The 19,554-nt window shown below is 50.6% G+C and carries 17 protein-coding genes; 14 read left to right on the top strand and 3 right to left on the bottom strand.

Translation table 11 applies throughout. The features are described 5' to 3' along the window. Positions 1–87 precede the first annotated feature (87 nt). Genes EL645_RS11310 through EL645_RS11300 form a run of 3 tightly spaced genes read left to right on the top strand, consistent with a single transcriptional unit; the run spans position 88 to position 3,623 of the window. Positions 88–1,011, top strand: a complete 924-nt coding sequence (locus EL645_RS11310) for a DMT family transporter (protein ID WP_126550119.1) — start codon at positions 88–90, stop codon at positions 1,009–1,011. Between the two features lie 29 nt (positions 1,012–1,040). Beyond that, complete coding sequence (locus tag EL645_RS11305; RefSeq protein WP_126550118.1) at positions 1,041–1,982, top strand: alpha/beta fold hydrolase; 942 nt, start codon at positions 1,041–1,043, stop codon at positions 1,980–1,982. A 27-nt stretch (positions 1,983–2,009) separates the two neighbouring features. Beyond that, positions 2,010–3,623 (top strand): amidohydrolase, encoded by a 1,614-nt coding sequence (locus EL645_RS11300; protein WP_126550117.1) that lies wholly within the window; start codon positions 2,010–2,012, stop codon positions 3,621–3,623. Between the two features lie 62 nt (positions 3,624–3,685). Here EL645_RS11300 and EL645_RS11295 read toward each other — a convergent pair whose 3' ends face one another. After that, positions 3,686–4,360 (bottom strand): hypothetical protein, encoded by a 675-nt coding sequence (locus tag EL645_RS11295; RefSeq protein WP_126550116.1) that lies wholly within the window; start codon positions 4,358–4,360, stop codon positions 3,686–3,688. 369 nt (positions 4,361–4,729) lie between these two features. Here EL645_RS11295 and EL645_RS11290 point away from each other — a divergent pair, with 369 nt between their 5' ends. The 6 genes from EL645_RS11290 (at position 4,730) to EL645_RS11265 (ending at position 11,066) form a co-directional block, all read left to right on the top strand. Beyond that, complete coding sequence (locus tag EL645_RS11290) at positions 4,730–5,500, top strand: sulfite exporter TauE/SafE family protein (RefSeq protein ID WP_126550115.1); 771 nt, start codon at positions 4,730–4,732, stop codon at positions 5,498–5,500. Positions 5,501–5,603: 103 nt separating this feature from the next. Continuing rightward, positions 5,604–6,911: a DHA2 family efflux MFS transporter permease subunit gene (locus EL645_RS11285; RefSeq protein ID WP_218031816.1), complete on the top strand. Its 1,308-nt coding sequence runs from the start codon at positions 5,604–5,606 to the stop codon at positions 6,909–6,911. 378 nt (positions 6,912–7,289) lie between these two features. Then, complete coding sequence (locus tag EL645_RS11280) at positions 7,290–7,661, top strand: antibiotic biosynthesis monooxygenase family protein (RefSeq protein ID WP_126550114.1); 372 nt, start codon at positions 7,290–7,292, stop codon at positions 7,659–7,661. A 249-nt stretch (positions 7,662–7,910) separates the two neighbouring features. Further along, a complete protein-coding gene (locus tag EL645_RS11275) occupies positions 7,911–9,452 on the top strand; it encodes a tetratricopeptide repeat protein (protein WP_126550113.1) in 1,542 nt (513 codons plus the stop codon). Positions 9,453–10,096: 644 nt separating this feature from the next. Beyond that, positions 10,097–10,804 carry a response regulator gene (locus tag EL645_RS11270; protein ID WP_161977303.1) on the top strand — a complete coding sequence of 236 codons (708 nt, stop codon included), beginning with the start codon at positions 10,097–10,099 and terminating at the stop codon, positions 10,802–10,804. A gap of 25 nt (positions 10,805–10,829) precedes the next feature. Beyond that, a complete protein-coding gene (locus EL645_RS11265; RefSeq protein WP_126550111.1) occupies positions 10,830–11,066 on the top strand; it encodes a hypothetical protein in 237 nt (78 codons plus the stop codon). Positions 11,067–11,587: 521 nt separating this feature from the next. On the opposite strand, the gene EL645_RS11260 is transcribed toward EL645_RS11265, so the two are convergent. Together EL645_RS11260 and EL645_RS39225 are read right to left on the bottom strand one after the other, a co-directional pair. Then, positions 11,588–12,475 (bottom strand): NAD-dependent epimerase/dehydratase family protein, encoded by an 888-nt coding sequence (locus tag EL645_RS11260; protein ID WP_126550110.1) that lies wholly within the window; start codon positions 12,473–12,475, stop codon positions 11,588–11,590. A gap of 488 nt (positions 12,476–12,963) precedes the next feature. Continuing rightward, positions 12,964–13,134 carry a hypothetical protein gene (locus EL645_RS39225; RefSeq protein WP_161977300.1) on the bottom strand — a complete coding sequence of 57 codons (171 nt, stop codon included), beginning with the start codon at positions 13,132–13,134 and terminating at the stop codon, positions 12,964–12,966. On the opposite strand from EL645_RS39225, the gene EL645_RS11250 reads away from it, so the two are divergent. The 5 genes from EL645_RS11250 (at position 13,129) to EL645_RS11230 (ending at position 19,553) form a co-directional block, all read left to right on the top strand. Continuing rightward, positions 13,129–13,314, top strand: a complete 186-nt coding sequence (locus tag EL645_RS11250) for a hypothetical protein (protein WP_126550108.1) — start codon at positions 13,129–13,131, stop codon at positions 13,312–13,314. The two genes, EL645_RS39225 and EL645_RS11250, sit on opposite strands and share 6 nt — an antisense overlap. A 156-nt stretch (positions 13,315–13,470) precedes the next feature. Continuing rightward, the gene (locus EL645_RS11245) at positions 13,471–14,580 is read left to right on the top strand and encodes a Gfo/Idh/MocA family protein (RefSeq protein WP_126550107.1); all 1,110 of its coding nucleotides are present in this window, start codon (positions 13,471–13,473) and stop codon (positions 14,578–14,580) included. Between the two features lie 295 nt (positions 14,581–14,875). Continuing rightward, positions 14,876–15,721: a CHAP domain-containing protein gene (locus EL645_RS11240; RefSeq protein WP_126550106.1), complete on the top strand. Its 846-nt coding sequence runs from the start codon at positions 14,876–14,878 to the stop codon at positions 15,719–15,721. Between the two features lie 739 nt (positions 15,722–16,460). Beyond that, positions 16,461–17,348, top strand: coding sequence for a vWA domain-containing protein (locus EL645_RS11235; RefSeq protein ID WP_126550105.1), 888 nt, complete (start codon positions 16,461–16,463; stop codon positions 17,346–17,348). A 36-nt stretch (positions 17,349–17,384) separates the two neighbouring features. Beyond that, a complete protein-coding gene (locus EL645_RS11230) occupies positions 17,385–19,553 on the top strand; it encodes a protein phosphatase 2C domain-containing protein (protein WP_126550104.1) in 2,169 nt (722 codons plus the stop codon). Position 19,554: the final 1 nt, after the last annotated feature.

The raw sequence follows: 19,554 nt of genomic DNA, 5'->3' as shown, positions 1-19,554 counted from the left end.
AATAGTGTTATGCGGTACAATGTGACTGACAGGCGTTGTCCCAGTTACGGTGTACTGATGTATTGATACCTGGTAAGGAGCATCGTTTTGCCTATCTCCGCGCGCCTCCCATCCTCTTCGTCGTCTCGTCATACTATGTCCTGGTTGATTCTGATTGGGGCAAACGTCGCATGGGCCACCAGTTATGTGGCGGCGAAATATGCCCTCTCGGCGATGTCCTTGCCGTTAATGCTGGCTTTAAGGATGTGTATATCAGGGGCCGTGCTGTTGCCTTTTCTGCTTGCCAGGCGCGCTTCTCTACATCTGACCTGGCGTGATATACCGCAGTTAGCTTTGTTATCATTAATTGGCTTCGTCGTTAATAAGATGCTGGAGTTTGGTGGTTTATCGCTGACCACGGCATCCGATGTCGCTCTGCTCATTACTGGTGAGTCGATCTTTACGTCTGCCCTATCCTGGATTGTGCTGCGAGAACATGTGTCTGCGCGTTCTGTCGGGGCATTGGCGCTGGGATTTATCGGCGTATATTTGATCGTTGAGCGTAGCTTGCTACCTTCTATACCGGCGGGTGGTGGAATCTGGCGTATGGTGGGAGATCTACTGGTAATCGGGGCATTAATGATTGAGGCTCTGTATACTGTTCGTGGCAAAGCATTACTGGCCAGGCATTCGCCACTGCTGATTACTACGGCATCGATTGTAGGCAGCATGGTTTTCTGGCTGCCTGTAGCTGGTTGGGAATTCCTTTCGACTGGTTGGCGCATGCCTGATTTGTTTGGCTGGCTGAGCGTGCTCTGGCTGGCCATTATGTGTACCTGTATAGCATATCTGGCCTGGTTCCAGGGTCTGACAAAAGTGAAAGCCTCAGCCGCGGCCTCTACACTTTTTATTCAACCTTTACTGGGACCCTTGCTGGGCGTGCTTCTTTTACATGAAGAACTTACCCCTTATACCATCTTTGGCGGTATGCTCATTATCGTCAGCGTCTACTTAATTTCTAAACAGGAATAAGAAGGTATATTGAGAAAGAGGTATGTTTTATGTTTGAACCCCGCAGCGCATTTGTTGATGCAGGCAACGTACGTCTTCACTACCTGGAATGGGACCCCGCGTACGCCCATATGTCAATGGCTGACCCTGATGTAGCTCCTGACTATGGAGAGGCTACAGATGATATTCCTGTTGTTCTGCTGCATGGCCTGGCTGCGACGGCCGATACCTGGCGTTTGACTGCTGAGTATCTTTATCCACGGCATCCTTTGCTGGCTTTTGATCTGCGTGGACATGGCTCGAGTGCACAACCGGAGAGCGGGTACGATCCGAAGACGGTCGCTGAGGATATTATCAGTGGTATGGCCGCGCTGGGCCTGGGACAGGTAGCCGTGGTGGGGCATGGCTGGGGCGCACGAGTAGCCCTGGTGCTGGCGGCGCGCCATCCTGCTCTGGTGAGTCATCTGGTACTGGTGGACTGCCCACATGTGGAGCCGCGTCACTGGCCTGGAATGACGCGTGAGCGCTTTATCCGTGAGAAGGTTTCTTCGGTGCTCTATCCTTCTCGTGCGGCTTATCTGGAAGCCTTACGGGCAGAGATGCCGTTTACCTGGACTCCAGAGATTGAGCCAATTGTGCTGACCTATATTCGCGATTTGCCCGATGGCACCGTACAGGAACGTTTGCGTCCTGAACAACAGTGTGCGATCCGCGAGTCATTATGGGAAGACAGGGCTTTGACCTATTATGGTAAATTAAGTTGTCCGGTGCTGCTCGTTCCGGCCGCTGATCGACCATTGCCTGGTGAAGAACCACCCGAACGGCTTGAGCATGCGGATGAGTTTGCGGCTGCCAAGGGCCAGATGGCGGCTCAGGTGGCGCGGGCTATCCAAAACTGTTCTGTGTTATGGATGCCCGATACTGCCCATGATATCCAGTTGCAGCATCCGCAGGCGCTTGGAGAAGCCATCGTTAAATTTTTGCAGGAATAGGTTTTTTGATAGAAAGCGAGATGCTTGATGAGTAGGGTACTCTATCTAAATGGCAACATCTATACGATGGATGCCCAGGTACCACATGCGCAAGCAATGGCCATCGATACCGGAAGCGGACGTATCCTGGCGGTTGGATCTAATGATGATGTGCGTCGTTTGGGTGGCCAGCATGCCGAGCTGGTGGATCTACATGGCCGCACGGTTGTGCCGGGTTTCATTGATGCCCATATTCATTTGTTGGCCACGGCCTATCGTTGGCAGCGTGTGGATGCCTCAGCCTGTACCAGTGAGGAAGAGGTCGCTGATCTGGTTCGTGCACGGGCAGCTTCGACCCCGGCAGGCCAGTGGATTCAGGGCGGTCATTGGGATCGCAATACATGGACTCAAAGTAATTTCCCGACCCGCGCCTCGTTGGATGCCGCGGCTCCTGAGCATCCAGTAGCTCTTTCCAGTAAAGATGGGCACCTGCTCTGGGTCAACTCACGTGCACTAGAACTGGCTCATATCAATGTTGAGACGCCTGATCCCTCTACCGGTGCTATCCTGCGTGATGGTAGTGGAGAGCCTACTGGCATCTTGCAAGAGGCAGATGCGACCACTCTGGTGTTTGATGTGATTACACCACCCGATCCTCAGGTCAGTCGGCAGTTGCTGGAAGAGGCCCTGGCTCAATTGCAGCGTAGCGGCATTACCACTATCCACGATATCGAAGGTGAGCTCTCGCTGAATATCTTCCGCCAGCTGCGCGACGAGGGCAAACTGGGTGTGCGCGTACAGATGATTATGCCGCGTCAGATGCTGGCACAGTTGCCAGCGCTGGGTGTTAATAATGCGGAAAATGATCTATTGCGCGTTGGTGGCATTAAAATCTTTGCCGATGGTACACTGGGTTCTCAGACAGCGGCCATGCTGCATAGTTTTGAGGGGAGCCCTGGCAATCGTGGGATTCTAGCGCTGCCCGAACAGGAAATGATGGATACGGTTCGGGTGGCGACAGAGATGGATTTAATGATTGCCATCCATGCGATTGGTGATCGGGCGGCGCGGGTGGCCCTTAATTCGATTGAGCATGCGCAGCGCTCCCTGTTAATGAAACAGGATACAACTGTCCCGTTCAAACATCTGCGCTATCGGCTAGAGCATGTGCAGTTGATTGCGCCCGAGGACCTGAAGCGTATGCGCCGCCTGGGTGTGATCGCTTCGATCCAACCATTCCATGCCGTGGCGGATCGTGATATCGCCGAGCGGTATTGGGGGAAGCGCCATCGCCACGCCTATGCTTACCGTACCATGCATGATATGGGCATCCCGCTGGCTATGGGCTCGGATGCACCGGTTGAAACCTTTGATCCGTTGAATATTATCTACGCCGCGACTATCCGCCGCGATCCCGCCACTAAACGGCCGCCCTGGCTGCCTGACCAGGCTTTGTCTGTGGTAAGCGCCCTTGGTGGCTATACGCTGGGGGCGGCCTATGCTGGCGCCGAGGAGCAGCGTAAAGGTTCATTGACCGTCGGCAAGCTAGGTGATGCTGTCGTGCTACGAGATGACATTTTGCGCGTGGAGCAAGAGCATATTTCAGAGAATGGCGTGCAGGCTACTATCCTGGGCGGCCAGCTGGTGTACGGCTCTGTATAGTAAATATTTCAGAACAAAAAAGTTGCCGAAACAGTTTCGGCAACTTTTTTGTTCTGAAATATTTAATTTGTGGGCGTTGGATTGGTGGCCAGTAGCCCGACAAAGCTGTGTGCGTCATATACATAAGTAGCAGTATTGACTACTATAGGGGTTGCTGTCGCGAATGGATTAGGAGTGCTGCTGGCGACCGGAGTACTACCACTGACTACGCCTGTACCATCCCATGCTCGCTGATAAGAGAGATTTTCCCAGACGACTTTTTTGGCAGTCGCATTATTTAAAGTACAGCTGCCAACGTTTTCATTGGGAGTAATATTGCCATATTTATCGCTGACCGGTGCCGCAAAGAGCACCTTGACCGAATTCAACTGACTGATATTTGCATTCCAGATTGCACGCTGAATAGTGAAGCAGTCATGTTTTACCTGGTCGCGCCCTTGAGCGATATCACTGATCTTGTAAAGCTTTTCAGTGATTTGCGCGTTGCCCTGATTATATTTAACATCGATGTTTCCCGATAAATTGGCGAAAGCATTGCTACTTTGCGCCAATTGCTGGATCTGTTCGGCTGGTGGAAGCGCCGCGTCTGGCGTGCCCGTGGTCGATGTCGTATTCGCTGGTCCCTGCGCCACGGCGAGCGATGAAATGTTGTCTGGTATAATGATGGCAACAGTGATGAGCGCACCAAGCAAAAAGACGACTACGAGCAATAGAATATACTTAACTGACTGCGACAAGAAAACGTCCTTTCTGAGGCCATACAACCCACGTACTTTCATTCCTGTACACGTTCAGCTGCTGCCTTGCATAGAATCTCTATTTGTGTGTGCAAAGTCATCTATGTATTAGTGACAGGATAACTCTTATATTCTGCACTATTTTATAGTTTGATACTATATGCTGATAGCTTAATCCGCAATACCTCATGACTTTTTTCTTATTTGGTGAGAAACTTGATGTAAGGTTATATAACAGTGCCATTTAGTAACAGGTGTATGGTTTGGATAGCAAAAATAGATCTGCTTTCTATCGTCTCTCTCTCGGATGAGTGCTATACTTGTCAATATTATGAACTTCGTTATTAGCAACGGTATAAAGGTGCCTGTATGTCTCTTTTAAATGTTCTTTTACTGTTTCTGGTGGCGGTAATTGGCGGAACCCTCAATTCAGTGGCGGGCGGCGGAAGCTTCTTTACTTTTCCGACCTTAATTTTTGCTGGTGTGCCACCCATTCCTGCGAATGCCACCAGCACGGTCGCCCTCTGGCCTGGATCGGTAGCGGGGGCTGGCGCGTATCGTCGTGAGCTAAAGGAAATAGATCGGCGTCTATTGATCGTACTGGTAATTACCAGCTTGATCGGTGGTGTGCTGGGAGCAATTTTACTCCTGATTACTCCTCCCTCTATTTTTACTACTTTGCTTCCTTACCTATTGTTGATTGCTACCCTCCTGTTCGCTTTTAGCGGTCCGGTTACCAGACAGTTACGGTTGCGTCGGATTGAGCGCTCGGCCCTTTCGGTTGGTCAGTTAGTTGGAATATCGATTGCCCAGTTTGTGATCGCCATTTATGGCGGCTATTTTGGCGGTGGGATCGGTATTCTGATGCTGGCAACCCTGGCATTGATGGGCCTGGAAAATATTCACGTTATGAATGGCCTCAAGACCTTGCTGGCAACCTGCATCAATGGTGTGGCTGTGATTACCTTTGTGGTGGCTGGAGCCGTCTTCTGGCCCGAGGCCATTGTGATGGTTGTGGGGGCTATTATTGGCGGATATGGTGGCGCTTACTATGCACGCAAGATTGATCAAAAGTGGATTCGCCTCTTTGTAATTGTGGTTGGATTTGCGATGACCCTGTACTTCTTTATCAAACATTAGTGGTACCAGAACCATCAGTTTGTGACGTCTGTGTTGAGATAGCCTTCTGGTATTTGCATTTGCATATGTAACTTGTTAGCGTTTTTGAAAATTGGAATTTGATATGAAGCAACAGGAAAATAGTGCTCAATCGCATGTGAATAAGGAAAATCAAGCCTCTGAGAATCCGGTCAATCAAGCCTCCACCGGTGGTGCTGTACAGTCCCAAAACGGGAAGTGGACGACGTTATTGGTGGTGGCGATCGGCGTTTTTATGGCGACCCTGGATTCGTCAATTGTTAATATTAGTTTGCCTGCTATCGCCAAAAGTTTTGGCGTTCCATTGAGTGGGGCGATCGAATGGGTGGTGATTGCGTACCTGGTGGTGACGGCGGCGATCTTGTTGACGGCCGGGCGGCTGGCGGATATGCTCGGGCGCAAGATCGTATGGTTAACTGGACTGATTTTTTTCACCGGCAGTTCCGCCCTCTGTGGACTGGCTCCCACGCTGGCTTTTTTAATTGCTGCCCGCGCCCTACAGGGTCTGGGAGGCGCGCTCTTGCTGGCCGTGAGCCCCGCTATGTTAACTTCCGCTTTCCCCTCTCATGAAAGAGGGCGTGCTCTGGGGCTTAATGCTATTACTGTATCGTTGGGAGTAAGTGTTGGACCAATCCTGGGAGGGCTGATTACAGGCTACTTTACCTGGCGCTGGATCTTCTTTGTCAATCTACCTTTTGGTATCCTGGGTCTGATTGCAACCCTGGTGTTTATCAAGGAAAAAACGAAGCGCAACCCTGGACGCTTTGATCCACTGGGGGCGACCTTGTTAGCCATAGGATTAGCCTGTGTGACAGCCGGACTCTCCTTTGCCCAGGAATTAGGCTGGGGCTCTGTTCCTATTCTGGTGCTACTCATTGTTGGCGCCCTGGCACTGATTATATTGCCCTTTGTGGAACTTCGGGTACCCAATCCGGCGATTGTGCTTTCGCTGCTTAAGAATCGTGTTTTTACTTCCGCCCTGCTTAGCCTGATAATCAGCTTCCTGGCCCTGTTCGCGGTCAGTTTTATGTTGCCATTCTATCTGGAAGAGTTGCGTGGCTTTTCCAGCGAGCTGTCTGGTTTCTTATTAACACCGCTGCCACTTATGATTGCTTTTATTGCACCTATCAGTGGCTCGCTGGCTGATCGTATCGGCACACGCTGGCTGGCTGCTGGTGGATTGACGATTGCCGGCCTTGGCCTGGTCTTTATTAGCTTTCTAAATGAACATACTCCTATCTGGGGGATCGTCTGGCCTTTAGTGATTACTGGTATCGGTCAGTCTATTTTCCAGTCACCAAATAATAGCGCCCTGTTAGGGCGGCCCCTCCTCAACATCAAGGCAGTGCTTCGGGTTTCCTGGCTACTGCCCGCACCATGGGTCAAAGCTTGAGTATCGCATTGGCTGGCGCGATCTTCTCTGGTCTGGGGGCGCTACGGCTGGTAACCTGCTGGCCTCCGGGCATGCTGGTGGACAAACAGGAGAGCTACAGCAGATCTTTGTGCATAGTTTTCACGTGACCTTTATTGTCTGTGCCTGTATCGCCGTCTTGGGCGTGCTGGCTTCGCTGGTGCGCGGTAAAGAGACGCGTAAGGTGGCCCGCTGAGGTCTGGGTCATGATTTATCCTGAATAGCGCGGGCCTTCGTCTTCTAGAAACAAAGGGCAGCCCATACGTAATTCATCCAATATTATTGGCTGTTTCTCATGGGCTGCTTCCAGCGTGTGAATATATATATGCAGGGATTTTGTATCAGGTGGGAGATGATACGATGACCAGAATTGCCAAAGACCGACCTGTTATTACTGTGGTGAATGTCTTCACGGTCGAACCGCAGAATCAGCAGCGCTTACTTAATCTCTTAATCAGGGCAACCACTGCCGTGATTCGTTTTATGCCAGGCTATGTTTCGGCGAACTTCCATCAAAGTCTGGATGGGAGAAGTGTTGTTAATTATGCTCAATGGCGTAGTCAGGAAGATATAGAGACAATGATGCAGCATCCTGATGTGCAAGAACTGTTTAGCAAGGTCAAAGAAATAGCTACAATGGCTCCCCAGATGTATAAAGTTGTGTTTACAGATGAGGTTTTCCAGCGGCCGGGGACCATTTCTCTTCCCCTGCCACAGGTAGGTAGCGCCTGAGTCAATGCTATTCCGTTGCGCCGGGTAAGCCATGATCAAGCTGATCATGGCTTATTTTATCTGTGCCCTTTATTTTCTTACATCTATCCCCATGAAGACAAATTGGCTATTCTGCGTTTAATCAATAATATACTGATACCCTATAATACAGCGATAGAAATACCTGCTTTGTTCGTCATTATTAGTATATACACATTGCATTTAACAAATTGATATACATTACTATTGGGGATAAAGGAGACAGAGGTGATGACCACCGGTGACGTTTCGGATTATAACAAACGCGGTGCTGACTATGCGCTGTCTGGCGATTATCAACGGGCACTGGCAGAATTTAGCCAGGCCATTCAAAACCAACCTCAGGAAGCCTCCTCTTACTATAATCGAGCCCTGGTGTATCGCAGCTTGAATGAATATGAACTGGCGCTCAGTGATATCCAGCGCGTGGTCGAGCTCCAACCTACTTATGGGCAGGCTTATTATCAACGCGGTATCATCTATTATTTGCAGCATAATAATCGGCGCGCTCTGCACGATTTCAGCATGGCCGTTGCTCTGAATGCTCAGGATATACAGCCGCTTATTGGCCGTGGGCTGGTCTATATTGTGATGGAAGAATATGAGCAGGCCATTTTAAATCTAGATCGAGCTATTTTATTGGATGCACAGCATGCTGGTCGTCTGGGAGCATATAGTAGTCGGGGCCAGGCTTACGCGGCATTGGAACGCTTTGATGAGGCAATCGCGGATTTCTACCAAGCCCTTCGTTTCAAACCGGACGATATAATCTTGCTCAATCGCCTGGGGGCTACCTATACGGATAGTGGACATCCTGAAGCGGCCTTAGAACACTATCATAAAGCTCTTACGCTCCAACCACAGACGGCTTTTACCTATAATAATCGGGGTGAGGCTTATCGCCTGCTTGAACACTATAGCGAGGCGATAACGGATTTCGATCAAGCTCTCGTGCTCGACCCCAATCTGGCCACTGTCTATTATAATCGTGGCCTGGCACATGATGCCCAGCTAGCGGTGCAACAGGCGCTGGCGGATTACACGTTAGCCCTCTCTCTGCATCCAACCTTTACGGCCGTCTACCACGATCGCGCTGGCATCTATGTGCGACTCAAGCGCTATCAGGAAGCGGCGACCGACTATAGCCGTATCCTGGCATACGATCCCTGTGATGTAATGGCTATCTTTAGTCGCGGCACTATGTACATCTATCTAGAGCAGCCCGCGCGTGCAATTGAGGATCTCAATCGGGCTATTGAGCTACGACCCGATTTTGCCTGCGCCTATACCAATCGGGGCGAGGCCTATCTCTATTTGCGTGACTTGCAGCAGGCGGCCCGCGATTGCCGCCGGAGCTGGCATCTAGATTCATCGCATGCTGATCATGGCTGGATGGCCCAGTGGATTGATCTATGTTCTTTACAGCCCGATGCCACTATGGCTGAACGCTTAGAGCAGATCGCTGCTGCGGAGCCAGCGGCCTATTCCGCTTATGTCTGTCGTGGTGTGGCCAATTTTTTACGTCAGCGCCATACGCTCGCCCTACAGGAATTGGAGTATGCGCTGGCTCTGAACCTCGATCGCTGGGATGCCTACTTTTGGAAGGGCATGATCGGTGCCAGTATGGGCCGCGATGAAGAGGCTCTGGCAGCCCTCCAACGGGCGGTGGCCTTGAATATTCCCTCGGTTCTGCTGGCCCCTTTACACTGGCTAAGACAGGATCATGCCGATTTTTATGCCCGCTATGCCATGCCTTTTTTAAATCGAACCTGACATGCTGTAAGAGGGCACCGCTTCCCATAATAATGGGAAGCGGGTCGCTCCCGTGCGTACGTGCGCTGCCGCGCCCGACCTTTTTTCTTATGTGGTGCAAAATTGTGCTCCGCACAATTTTGCACCACATAAGAAAAAATGATATTTTTCGTGCTAGAATCACAAATGTTTATTAAGTGTGGTAGAAAATGTGTAGTTGGCATTTTTTTGCACCACATAAGAAAAAATGATATTTTTCGTGCTAGAATCACAAATGTTTATTAAGTGTGGTAGAAAATGTGTAGTTGGCATTTTTTGCACCACATAAGAAAAAATGATATTTTTCGTGCTAGAATCACAAATGTTTATTAAGTGTGGTAGAAAATGTGCATCGCACATTTTCTACCACACTTAATAAACACAGGGCGGGCGCGCCAGCGCCCGCCCGCAAAGGAGAGGAATACTCTAAAAAGCCCCCCAATTCTCCTATTATAACAAGACATAGTTCCTATTAGTGGGCAAAATAAGTAAAATTGATGTTCAATATGAAGGTAAAGGAAAGGATAATATTTTATGTATAGGCACATTTGATTAAGCCAATCATAATGTATTATCGACTTCCATTCGAATTATGAAAAGACATGTTGTGGTTAGGAGTTGTGGGGATGGATATAGACGAGCAATTTTCGAACCAGGAGCAGATGCAGCAGGAGCGGCCCCTGGTTGGAGCCTCACCTGCTCGCGTGCTGGTTGTAGATGATCATGAAGTTGTACGCACAGGTGTGTGCGCTTTTCTGGCGGCTGAACCAGATTTTGTGGTAGTTGGAGAGGCAGCGGAGGGCAATTCAGCGATCACCCTGGCATTAGAACTTCAGCCAGATATTATTCTCCTGGATGTCTTTCTGGGTCCTGGCGATGGACTCGATATTGCGCAACAGCTATTGCGTGCCTGTCCCGCCGTGCATATCGTCATTTTTACTGGCTGCTTTGATGATGATGTGCTCTTCCGAGCTTTTCGGATTGGGGCCCATGGCTACTTACAGAAAGCACTGGCTACTAAAGATATTCTGGCGGCTTTGCGCGCTGTACAACAGGGGGAGCGCGTGCTGAGGGACGCCCATACTTTGACGCAGGTCTTAGATGAGTTTGGCCGCGTTACCCGTGAGCAGACACGTACAAACTCTGGCTTAACCGAGAAAGAGATCGAGATAGTACGCCTGGTGGCCGAAGGCTGTACCAATAAAGAGATTGCCCTGCGACACTTCTGGAGCGAGGTCACGGTCAAACGGAAATTGCAGGACATCTATCGCAAACTTCAGGTCGCTGATCGGGCCCAGGCGGTCGCTGAAGTGCTTCGGATGGGCTTGATTTAAAGATATACTAGTTGTGGAGGATTATATGGAGGAAGTGCAGAATATCTGCCCACGTTGTCAAACACACAATATGCTAGAAGCTAAGAATTGCCAGCAATGCCGGGTCAATCTCTACTGGGCCCATCAGCACTATGCGGAACTGGCCACCCTGAGGCAGGATCACCAGTTGGCGCCCAACGCACCCACCGCCTCCTTTCTCTTAGAAACCAGCCGCCGCATCGATACCGGCCCCACCGCCCCCTGGCTTCACAGAAAAAGGTAGGGGGTTATACTATGTAGTACAGGAAAGGCGCTCCGCACCTTTCCTGTACTACATAGTATTGGATAGATGTGAAACCAGTGAAATGTGCATGATCCACTTATAAGATAGATGTGGCACCAGTGAAATGCGCCCGACCACTTATAAGATAGTTGGGGGCACCAGTGAAATGCGCCCGACCACTTATAAGATAGTTGGGGGCACCAGTGGAATGTGCATGAGCACCTTATAAGATAGATATGGCACAGTGAAATGCGCCCGACCACTTATAAGATAGTTGGGGGTACCAGTGAAATGTGCATGAGCCACCTTATAAGATAGTTGGGGGCACCAGTGAAATGTGCATGAGCCACCTTATAAGATAGTTGGGGGCACCAGTGAAATGTACATGAGCCACCTTATAAGATAGTTGGGGCAACAGTGAAATGTGCATGAGCCACCTTATAAGATAGTGGGGGCAACAGTGCTGTGCACTGTTGCCCCAACTATCTTATAAGGTGGTCGGGCGCGTAGCGCACGTACTCTTAAAGGCGCAGCGCAGCGATAGCAGCCATATGACTACTGGCTGCTATCGCCGCCTTCCCCATCCCACCAGTATTAAACCATTGGGCGGCCTGCAGGATGCCAGCCGGTAGTTCAACTTGAGGGTGAAAACCCAGTTCGCGCCGCGCCTTTTCAATGCTATGGCGGTTATCAGTGCCAAACATCATGGCTCCCAGCCGTGTCACGATGGGTTTGCGGCGCGTCAATGGGGCCAGCACATTTTCCGCAACCATACTGCCATAGTAAACAGGCGCGAAAGGAAGGTGCAGTTGTGGTCGGCTACCACCCACCGCATCCGCGATCAGATTGAGCATCTGCAGCTGGGTGAGCGGATGGTCATTGGTGATATTGTAGGTGTTGCCCGGGGCATTGTGATGATAACCAGCCAGTATAAAGCCCTGGGCTACGTCTGTGACATAACAGAAAGGGAGCATGTTGTTGCCACGACCCAGCACTAGCCCCCGGCCAGCCTGCAATTTCTGTGCCATGCGTCCAAAGTGTAAGTGATCACCAGGACCAAAGAAGGTGCCTGGTCGTATAATGACCGTCTCCATCTGACTGGTGAGCTGCAGGCGGCGCACCAGGCGATCGGCCTCAGCTTTGCTTAAACTATAGGGATCGGGATCTGGCCGCAGGGCCGCGCTCTCAGACAGAAAATGACCATGGCCTAGCCCATAGACAGTATGGGAACTGGTATGTACAAAACGACGCACACCAGCCTGTTGGGCCGCTTGATAAAGGTTTAGTGTTCCCGTGACATTGACCTGGCGATAATCCGCCAGTGGACGCCAGACTCCCATCATGCCAGCCAGGTGAAACACAATATTGATATCCTTCACCGCTGGTCCCAGGGTCGCTGGAGCGGTTATATCCCCCTGATTGTCTCAATGCCTTGTTGGATCAGTAGATCAGCATTTTCAAGTGGTAAAATCAATGCGCGTATCTGCTCGCCGCGCTTTTGGAGCTCTTTTATGAGGTACCCACCTAATAAGCCAGTCGCACCAGTAATTAATATTTTCACTATCTTCCCTCCAACCTCCATCGCATATATGGCTGTGACGGTGTACAATATTCAATAAGATTAGCTTGTCCAAATTATGGAACGAGTAGCATTATTATAAGGAACTCAGTACCCGTAAGTACTAATTTTATATAGCATAAAAAGTTGTACGGGTTAAAACGTTATTATCGGCTGGTTGTTATTTCCTCTCTCGTTCACTCTATCTATCACTGCTATAAAGGAGTAATCTATGGCTCGTGACCAAAAAGTAAAAAATAAAGCGGCTAAAGGACCCAAGGCGCAGGTAACTCGTACCCCTCAGACCACGCCAGAGGCTACCCAGACCGCACCAGAGGTTCAACAGCCTGTGTCAGAGGCTACCGAGGCTACTACACCAGAGGTTGCCCAGACTGCACTGGTACAACAGGATGTTATCAGCAGTACTGCCGCCACTGTTGCGGCTTCGTGGCCTAGCTGGCCTACATCCAGACCAGGCCCACGCTCGACGCCGCCCCTCCGGGAATGCATTCATTTAATCCATTTCGCCCCGAGCAGGTCAGCGAAGTTGGCTACAATCAGGAGACTGGTGAGCCAGGCAATGACAGCCCATTGCGCTCGCTGCCCGATCCCTCTATGGCAGATCTGGTTAGCTTCGATCAGAAGCCTACCGGACAAGAGACCCTGGGCAAACGTAAAAAGCGCTTGTAAGGCGAGCTAACCTTTTGCCTGCTAACGCGGCCGCCATCCTCCACATGAGAATAAGTGATCCAAGATCGATGGAATATCATGCTTAGTGGAGAATGGCGGCTTTATTATAATTTTCTTGCCGCGCTGCCGAATAATAAAGATAAGGAGTTCTGGATTATGGAGTCAAAGCAGACCAATAAATTACGTTATGCGATCATTGGAGCAGGTGCCGGGGTGCTAGGAATGCATCGTGCGGCCCTACAAATGCCCTCAATTGCTGTGGTGGCGGTTTCAGATGTAAATGCAGAGATCGGCCAGCAACGGGCAGAGGAGTGGAACTGCCCTTTTTTCGCTGATCATCGTCAGCTGCTGAGCGAGATAAAGCCGGATGTAGCGGTGATTATGACCCCGCATCCCTACCATGCACAGATTGCCATTGATTGTTTGCGGTCAGGTTGCCACGTATTGGTCGAGAAGCCGATGGCTGTCCATGTTGGTGAGGCGGATGCGATGGTCGAGGCCGCTGAAGATTCCGGACTCTTACTGGGTGTTGTTTTCCAGCACCGTTTCAGACCCGAAATTCGAGCCGCCCGTCAACTATTGCAAAGCGGACAGATTGGCCGCATCCAGCATGTAACCATGTCCGCAGTATGGACGCGTACCGCACGCTATTACCAATCCGCTGGCTGGCGTGGTACCTGGAAAGGCGAGGGCGGAGGTGTCTTAATGAATCAGGCTCCCCATCACCTGGACCTCCTGTGCCACCTGGTAGGCAAGCCCGCGCGTGTCTTTGGCTGGACGCGCCGCTTCCTGCACAATATCGAGACCGAAGATACGGTAGAAGCAGCCCTCGAGTGGCCTGATGGCGCCTTAGGGTCGCTTCACATCAGTACAGCCGAGGCCGACCAGTCCGAATACTTGAAAATTGTTGGCACCTATGGACAGTTAGAGATCAACGGCGGTCAATTAAGTGCTCGTGGCTTAGAAGCCGACATCGCCGATTTCGTGGCCACCTCGCCCAAAGCTATGGCCTCTCCAGCCAGCCACGAGCTTCCTATCACCCTGAGTACGGACATTGCTGGCAATCACGCAACCGTCTACCGGGCCTTCAATGAAGCCATCCTTAATGGCACACCCTTTACCTCAGCGGGGGCCGAAGGTATCATGGCGCTGGAACTGGCCAATGCCTGTATATATTCTAACTATACCCACAATGCAGTAGACCTGCCCCTCGATCGCCAGAAATACGCAGCCCTGCTGGTAGATCTCATCGACAAAAAGGCGTAACAAAAGCAACGATCCGCCAAAAAACACTTGCGCCCCTTATGGGCGCTTTTTTATTTATAAACCAGTCTGAAAAAAGATATATTAGAATATATTATTGCTGTATGTAGTGTATATTGAAACTATACGTCTGTGATCATCAATCTAAGCGTTAAATAATTGGACATTGTAAACGCTTAAAGGCTTCATTAAAGACGTTTGCGGGGGTCTGCAAGTTGTATATTCGAAAGAGGATACATTGCAAACACAACCACGAAGCTGGAAAGTTTTCCAGCGGTACAACGTAGTGAGTTTTGTAGTGAGTACTTGTTTTATCATCGTCTTTGGACTTGGCTTAGTTGGTGTAACGTCGCGAGCGAATGTGGAGGGTGCGCACGCGCGAACTAATGTCGCTTGCTCACAAGCTGATCGCATTCATACTGTTATCAGGAATGAGACACTTGCGAGTATTGCCGCGTACTATGGTTTTGGCGAGCAGAGCATTGTGGCCTATAATCGTTTGAGTGGCCCCAATTCGATATACATCAACCAGAGTATTTGTATTCCGAGCATACCGTTAGAAGACATGAGTAGCGCTATTCGTACGTTTAAGCTGCCGCGTAGATTGGCAGCGCCTCTGGCATTAATGAAACATGTGGCTCAAATGAGTTTAGAGAAACGCGATCAGCCCGCGGCCCCACAGTTTCAAGCGGTGCCCTATCAAGAGACAGATCTTCCCGTCAGTGTTGCTTTACATAGAGTACCAGCGGGTTATTATGCAGCCATGGCCCCATTCTCAATGGCGGCCAGCAATCATAATACTTTTCCGGTTGGGCAATGTACCTGGTGGGCTGTAGCGCGCTACTACCAATTGCACGATGTTTTTGTGCCATGGAGCATGAATGCTGATGCTGGAGAATGGGTCGATCGTGCCCCGGAGTTTGGGTGGCATGTATCCAGCGTCCCGACGGTTGGCTCGATACTTGTTTTGCAGGCAGGTGTTCAAGGAGCATCACCTGTAGGACATGTTGCTGTAGTTGAACAGATTCTCAACGATGGTACCGTGATCGCTAGTTCGATGAACTGGGGGAACCATCCTGGCGCGGTCACAAATTCTCTGTTCCGGGTTGGAACAGGCGTCGCTTTCATAAGTCAGAGTAGTTAATTGCTGGAAGCCTGCTTACAATATTTTTGTCTCTTACCTCATCTATCAAGGATGTATAGAGGACGAATAAGTGGGCTAGTGATAACGTTTGAAGACCCCATGCATAAACCTGGGGCAGTTGCATATGCAGCGCTTCAGATTACTTTTACCGCATGATGGCCAGGTATCGGTGTCGATACCTGGCCCCCGCATTTTCTCCCCTTTTTTCCCGTATCTATTGTGTGTCTTATCTTCATTGCTATAGAAATCGCCTCGTTCCCTTGCGGGCGGGCGCAGGCGCGCCCGCACCTTTATCTTTTCGTGGTGCAAAAAGATGATTTCTTTAGTGCCAGGGCACAAAGATGACTTCTTGGGCGCCAGGGCATGAGGATGATATCTTGAGCGCTGAAGGTATGAGGATCGCGGAGATCATGAGGTTCAGACACAGTTTTTATCGTGTGGTGTAGAAAAAGCGCAACTGCGCTTTTTCTACACCACACGATAAAAACTGTTCGGGCGCGCCAGCGCACGTCCTTATAAATACGTGTTGCCTTTCTGTATATATAGAAAATGATTTCAGCTTAATTTTTGTATTTGTCAGCAAAAAAAGCAAAAATTGAGCTGGAAAACAGTCCTATGCAGTTTGAACAGGCTAGCCGTCATGGTATAGTGTACTTGACAATACTCTGACCATTAGGTAAATTGATGACTGTAAAGTCATTGTTTGTTTGAGTTAGTCATAAAATTAGTGAGTTTAACTATGGATACATATACACAGGTCTGGGCGGGTTCACGTCCGGGGTGCCTGATCTTTTTACTTGATCAATCGGGCTCGATGGCAGATCCTTTTGGCATGGCTCAGGCCGGCGCTGGTCGTCGCAAATGCGATATGGTAGCAACGGTCCTGAACGGCTTCTTAAATGAATTGATCGTGGCCAATACAGTGGCCCAGAGAGATGGCACAACGGAGGTTCGACCGCGTGCGGAGGTAGCGGTGCTGGGTTACGAGGGTATTTCGGTTGAGCCAGTTCTGCAGGGTGGCTTGTCTGGGAAGTCCTTTATCAGCTTGCCAGAATTACAGATGAACCCACTTGATATCGAGAGGCGTAAGCGAACAGAGATCGACGATACAGGCCAGGAAATCGAGATCACTGTACCTTTTCCGGTTTGGGTCAAGGCCAAAGCTGGTGCTGGCACGCCCATGTGTATGGCGCTGGAACAGGCGCGTGATCTGGCACAGGAGTGGGCCTCTAACCATCCCGATAGTTATCCTCCTGTTATTATTAATGTGACCGATGGGATTGCCAGTGATGGAGATCCGTTGGCCGTGGCACAGGAGATCAGCCAGATTCGTACTAATGATGGGCAGGCTCTGTTCTTCAATGTACATATTACGGATTTCAACCTGTCCCCGATTGTTTATCCGGCCAATAGCGAAGAGTTACCAGAGGATGCATACGCCCGTTCTCTCTTTGAGATCTCCAGTGAAATTCCGGAGAGCAGTCGTCAGCTCTTGCGTTCATTGCTGGGTAAAGATATCCAGCCGGGTGCGCGCGGTATGATCTTTAATGGCGATGCCGCATCTGTGCGCCAGATGTTTATCTTTGCCAGTGTTCCGGCGACCCAACCGTTAAATGTCAATGAGTGAATTTGAATGAAAATACGAATGAGAAACTGAATTTGTATGTATGCACAAGTAACCAGGCTCCAATGTTGGAAATCTGAGCACAATGACCAGTCCTGCGAGGACGCTTACGCTATAGACCTTGCCGCAGGTTTATTGGCGGTGGCTGATGGGGTTGGCACTACACTATTCTCCAATATCTGGGCCAGGCATCTCGTAGATCATTTCTTAGCTACACCTCTTCTGAGTGAAGATCCCTTCGAGGTTGAGTGGTGGCTGCGCGCAGCACAGGAACAATTTCAGCAGTCGTTACCAGCCCTGGATGGTATGCCCTGGAATGTGATGCAGAAAGTGCAGAATGAAGGCAGTTTTTCTACCCTGGCGACTGTGCGTGTGGTTGCGCCCGGCACGGTCGCTGGAGCGTCGGTCCAGGCCCAAATGCTTGTCTTTGGGGATACCTGTATTTTTATCCATAAAGCTGCTGCCTCTGAAATTATTGCTTTTCCGTTGGAACATGCGGCTGATTTTGATCAGCCGCCGATCAGTCTGCCTTCAAAGCTCAGTGCCTTTCACCGCCATTTTCAGCGCGGGGTTATGCGCTGTGTAGAGCTAGAACCAGGAGATCGTGTCTTGTTGGCTACCGACGCGGTGGCGCGCTGGATCGTGGATGCCGACAGCAGGGCGGGAGAGACTGCGCTGAGTGCTTTTCAGACCGTGGCGGAACAGACGACCGAGAGCTGGCCGGGCTTTATCGCCGCCTGCCGTACGGCCGGGGCGATGGGTGATGATGATAGTACGGCTATTGTACTCTCTTTAAGCGCCCAGGCTGATGAAACCAGCGAACTGGTGCTGGGAATGACGCCAGCCCATCAGCCCGAGCTGCGTGCCAGCCGTAAGGCTGCCTTTTTACAGGCGGTACAAGAGCAAAATAAAGAACTGGCCGCCGTTGTTTTCGGTGATGGCCAGGATCTGGAGCAAGAAGGCGTCTTTTTCCCTGAGGACCAGTGGCAGATGGCGCGGCAGGTGGCCGATGCATTGCGTGAAGTGTTGACGGTCTTGCGGCGCGAGATCAATGGGCCGCAGGCGGTCAAGAAGATCACGCCGGTGTGGCGCAAGTATGCTCATTTGTTGCTGGATGAGCCGTGTGCCGCCGCGGTATGTAAAACCCTGACCCGACTGGGAATTGCTTTGGAGGCGCCACAGGACCCGGCTAGCTTTGGTCTGTCTCCCGCGCCCGCCCCACCTGCAGCCATGCAGGTAGTGGTCAAGAGTCAGGAGCAGCTCCAATTGGAACTGGCCCTGATCCAGGCGTTGCGTTCCAATGACGATATGCTGATCGTTGAAGCCTCAGCCGACCTGCAGAGCTCGCCTTATGTTAGCAGTGTCTCACTGTCCCGGCGCGACCAGGAACGTATTTTGCAGGCCGCCCAGCGTGAACAGGATCGCCTGCGTGTACAGCGTGCTATTGGCAGCAAATATGTAGATCAGATTGCCCTTGCCTCTGATCTGATGGGACGTAATCTGACCATCCTTTCTCAGGAGGAGCGGCAAATAGTCTTACTGGCTCAGCAATGGATGGATGTGCGCCACGATCAGAATGAGCGTGCCAAGCTGGAGGCGGTTGAAGCCATTCTTCACTCACCTTATCATGAAGTGCTCCTTTTTCCTGAGCCGGATAAGAAATATGTTGAACAGCTACTGCAGAAAAAGCAGTATCAGGCGGCTCCGTTGACTGCAAAGGCTATGGATGGCGGTGTGCCTGCGATCAGTGAATACTGGTTTAGAAAGGTCTGTGCTATTAAACGCGTTTACTTGTTGCACTGGGTCTACCAGAAAATGAGCGACGTAGAACTGGAGCAGACAACCCTGGATGATCTGATCAATGCTCCGTTGATTCAGGAAGGCATTCGCGCGGTCAATAGCAGCGGGGCTGCCATGCCCTTATTGCCAGATATTCTGTTACCTGATATCTGGCAGGCCTTTAAAAGTGATCCAATGGTTAACTATGAGCGTCTGTTACAAGGATTGGACCTGACTGAAGGTCAATTAAAAGACATCCTGTTAATCTTCTTGAATCGTCAACTTTTTGAGGATTATCTGCTCTGGGAGAAATCCACACAGCTAGAGGATTGGTTACAGGCCGCCCATGGCTATGCTCCTACGGAGTTCAGACAACGTTTGGAGCAGGCCTGCCCGTGGGTGACAAGCTTACGTTGGTGGAAGGGATGAT

The sequence above is a fragment of the Dictyobacter kobayashii genome, from assembly GCF_003967555.1.
Lineage (GTDB): Bacteria > Chloroflexota > Ktedonobacteria > Ktedonobacterales > Ktedonobacteraceae > Dictyobacter > Dictyobacter kobayashii.
This window is presented reverse-complemented; position numbering and strand designations above follow the sequence as displayed.

What these genes read in the sequence shown, in the direction of transcription:
- EL645_RS11300 (WP_126550117.1), top strand. Translation starts at nt 2,010, where the DNA reads ATGAGTAGGGTACTCTATCTAAATGGCAACATCTATACGATGGATGCC.
- EL645_RS11250 (WP_126550108.1), top strand. Translation starts at nt 13,129, where the DNA reads ATGCATTCATTTAATCCATTTCGCCCCGAGCAGGTCAGCGAAGTTGGC.
- EL645_RS11285 (WP_218031816.1), top strand. Translation starts at nt 5,604, where the DNA reads ATGAAGCAACAGGAAAATAGTGCTCAATCGCATGTGAATAAGGAAAAT.
- EL645_RS11290 (WP_126550115.1), top strand. Translation starts at nt 4,730, where the DNA reads ATGTCTCTTTTAAATGTTCTTTTACTGTTTCTGGTGGCGGTAATTGGC.
- EL645_RS11305 (WP_126550118.1), top strand. Translation starts at nt 1,041, where the DNA reads ATGTTTGAACCCCGCAGCGCATTTGTTGATGCAGGCAACGTACGTCTT.
- EL645_RS11270 (WP_161977303.1), top strand. Translation starts at nt 10,097, where the DNA reads ATGGATATAGACGAGCAATTTTCGAACCAGGAGCAGATGCAGCAGGAG.
- EL645_RS11265 (WP_126550111.1), top strand. Translation starts at nt 10,830, where the DNA reads ATGGAGGAAGTGCAGAATATCTGCCCACGTTGTCAAACACACAATATG.
- EL645_RS11235 (WP_126550105.1), top strand. Translation starts at nt 16,461, where the DNA reads ATGGATACATATACACAGGTCTGGGCGGGTTCACGTCCGGGGTGCCTG.
- EL645_RS11275 (WP_126550113.1), top strand. Translation starts at nt 7,911, where the DNA reads ATGACCACCGGTGACGTTTCGGATTATAACAAACGCGGTGCTGACTAT.
- EL645_RS11230 (WP_126550104.1), top strand. Translation starts at nt 17,385, where the DNA reads ATGTATGCACAAGTAACCAGGCTCCAATGTTGGAAATCTGAGCACAAT.
- EL645_RS11280 (WP_126550114.1), top strand. Translation starts at nt 7,290, where the DNA reads ATGACCAGAATTGCCAAAGACCGACCTGTTATTACTGTGGTGAATGTC.
- EL645_RS39225 (WP_161977300.1), bottom strand. Translation starts at nt 13,134, where the DNA reads ATGCATTCCCGGAGGGGCGGCGTCGAGCGTGGGCCTGGTCTGGATGTA.
- EL645_RS11245 (WP_126550107.1), top strand. Translation starts at nt 13,471, where the DNA reads ATGGAGTCAAAGCAGACCAATAAATTACGTTATGCGATCATTGGAGCA.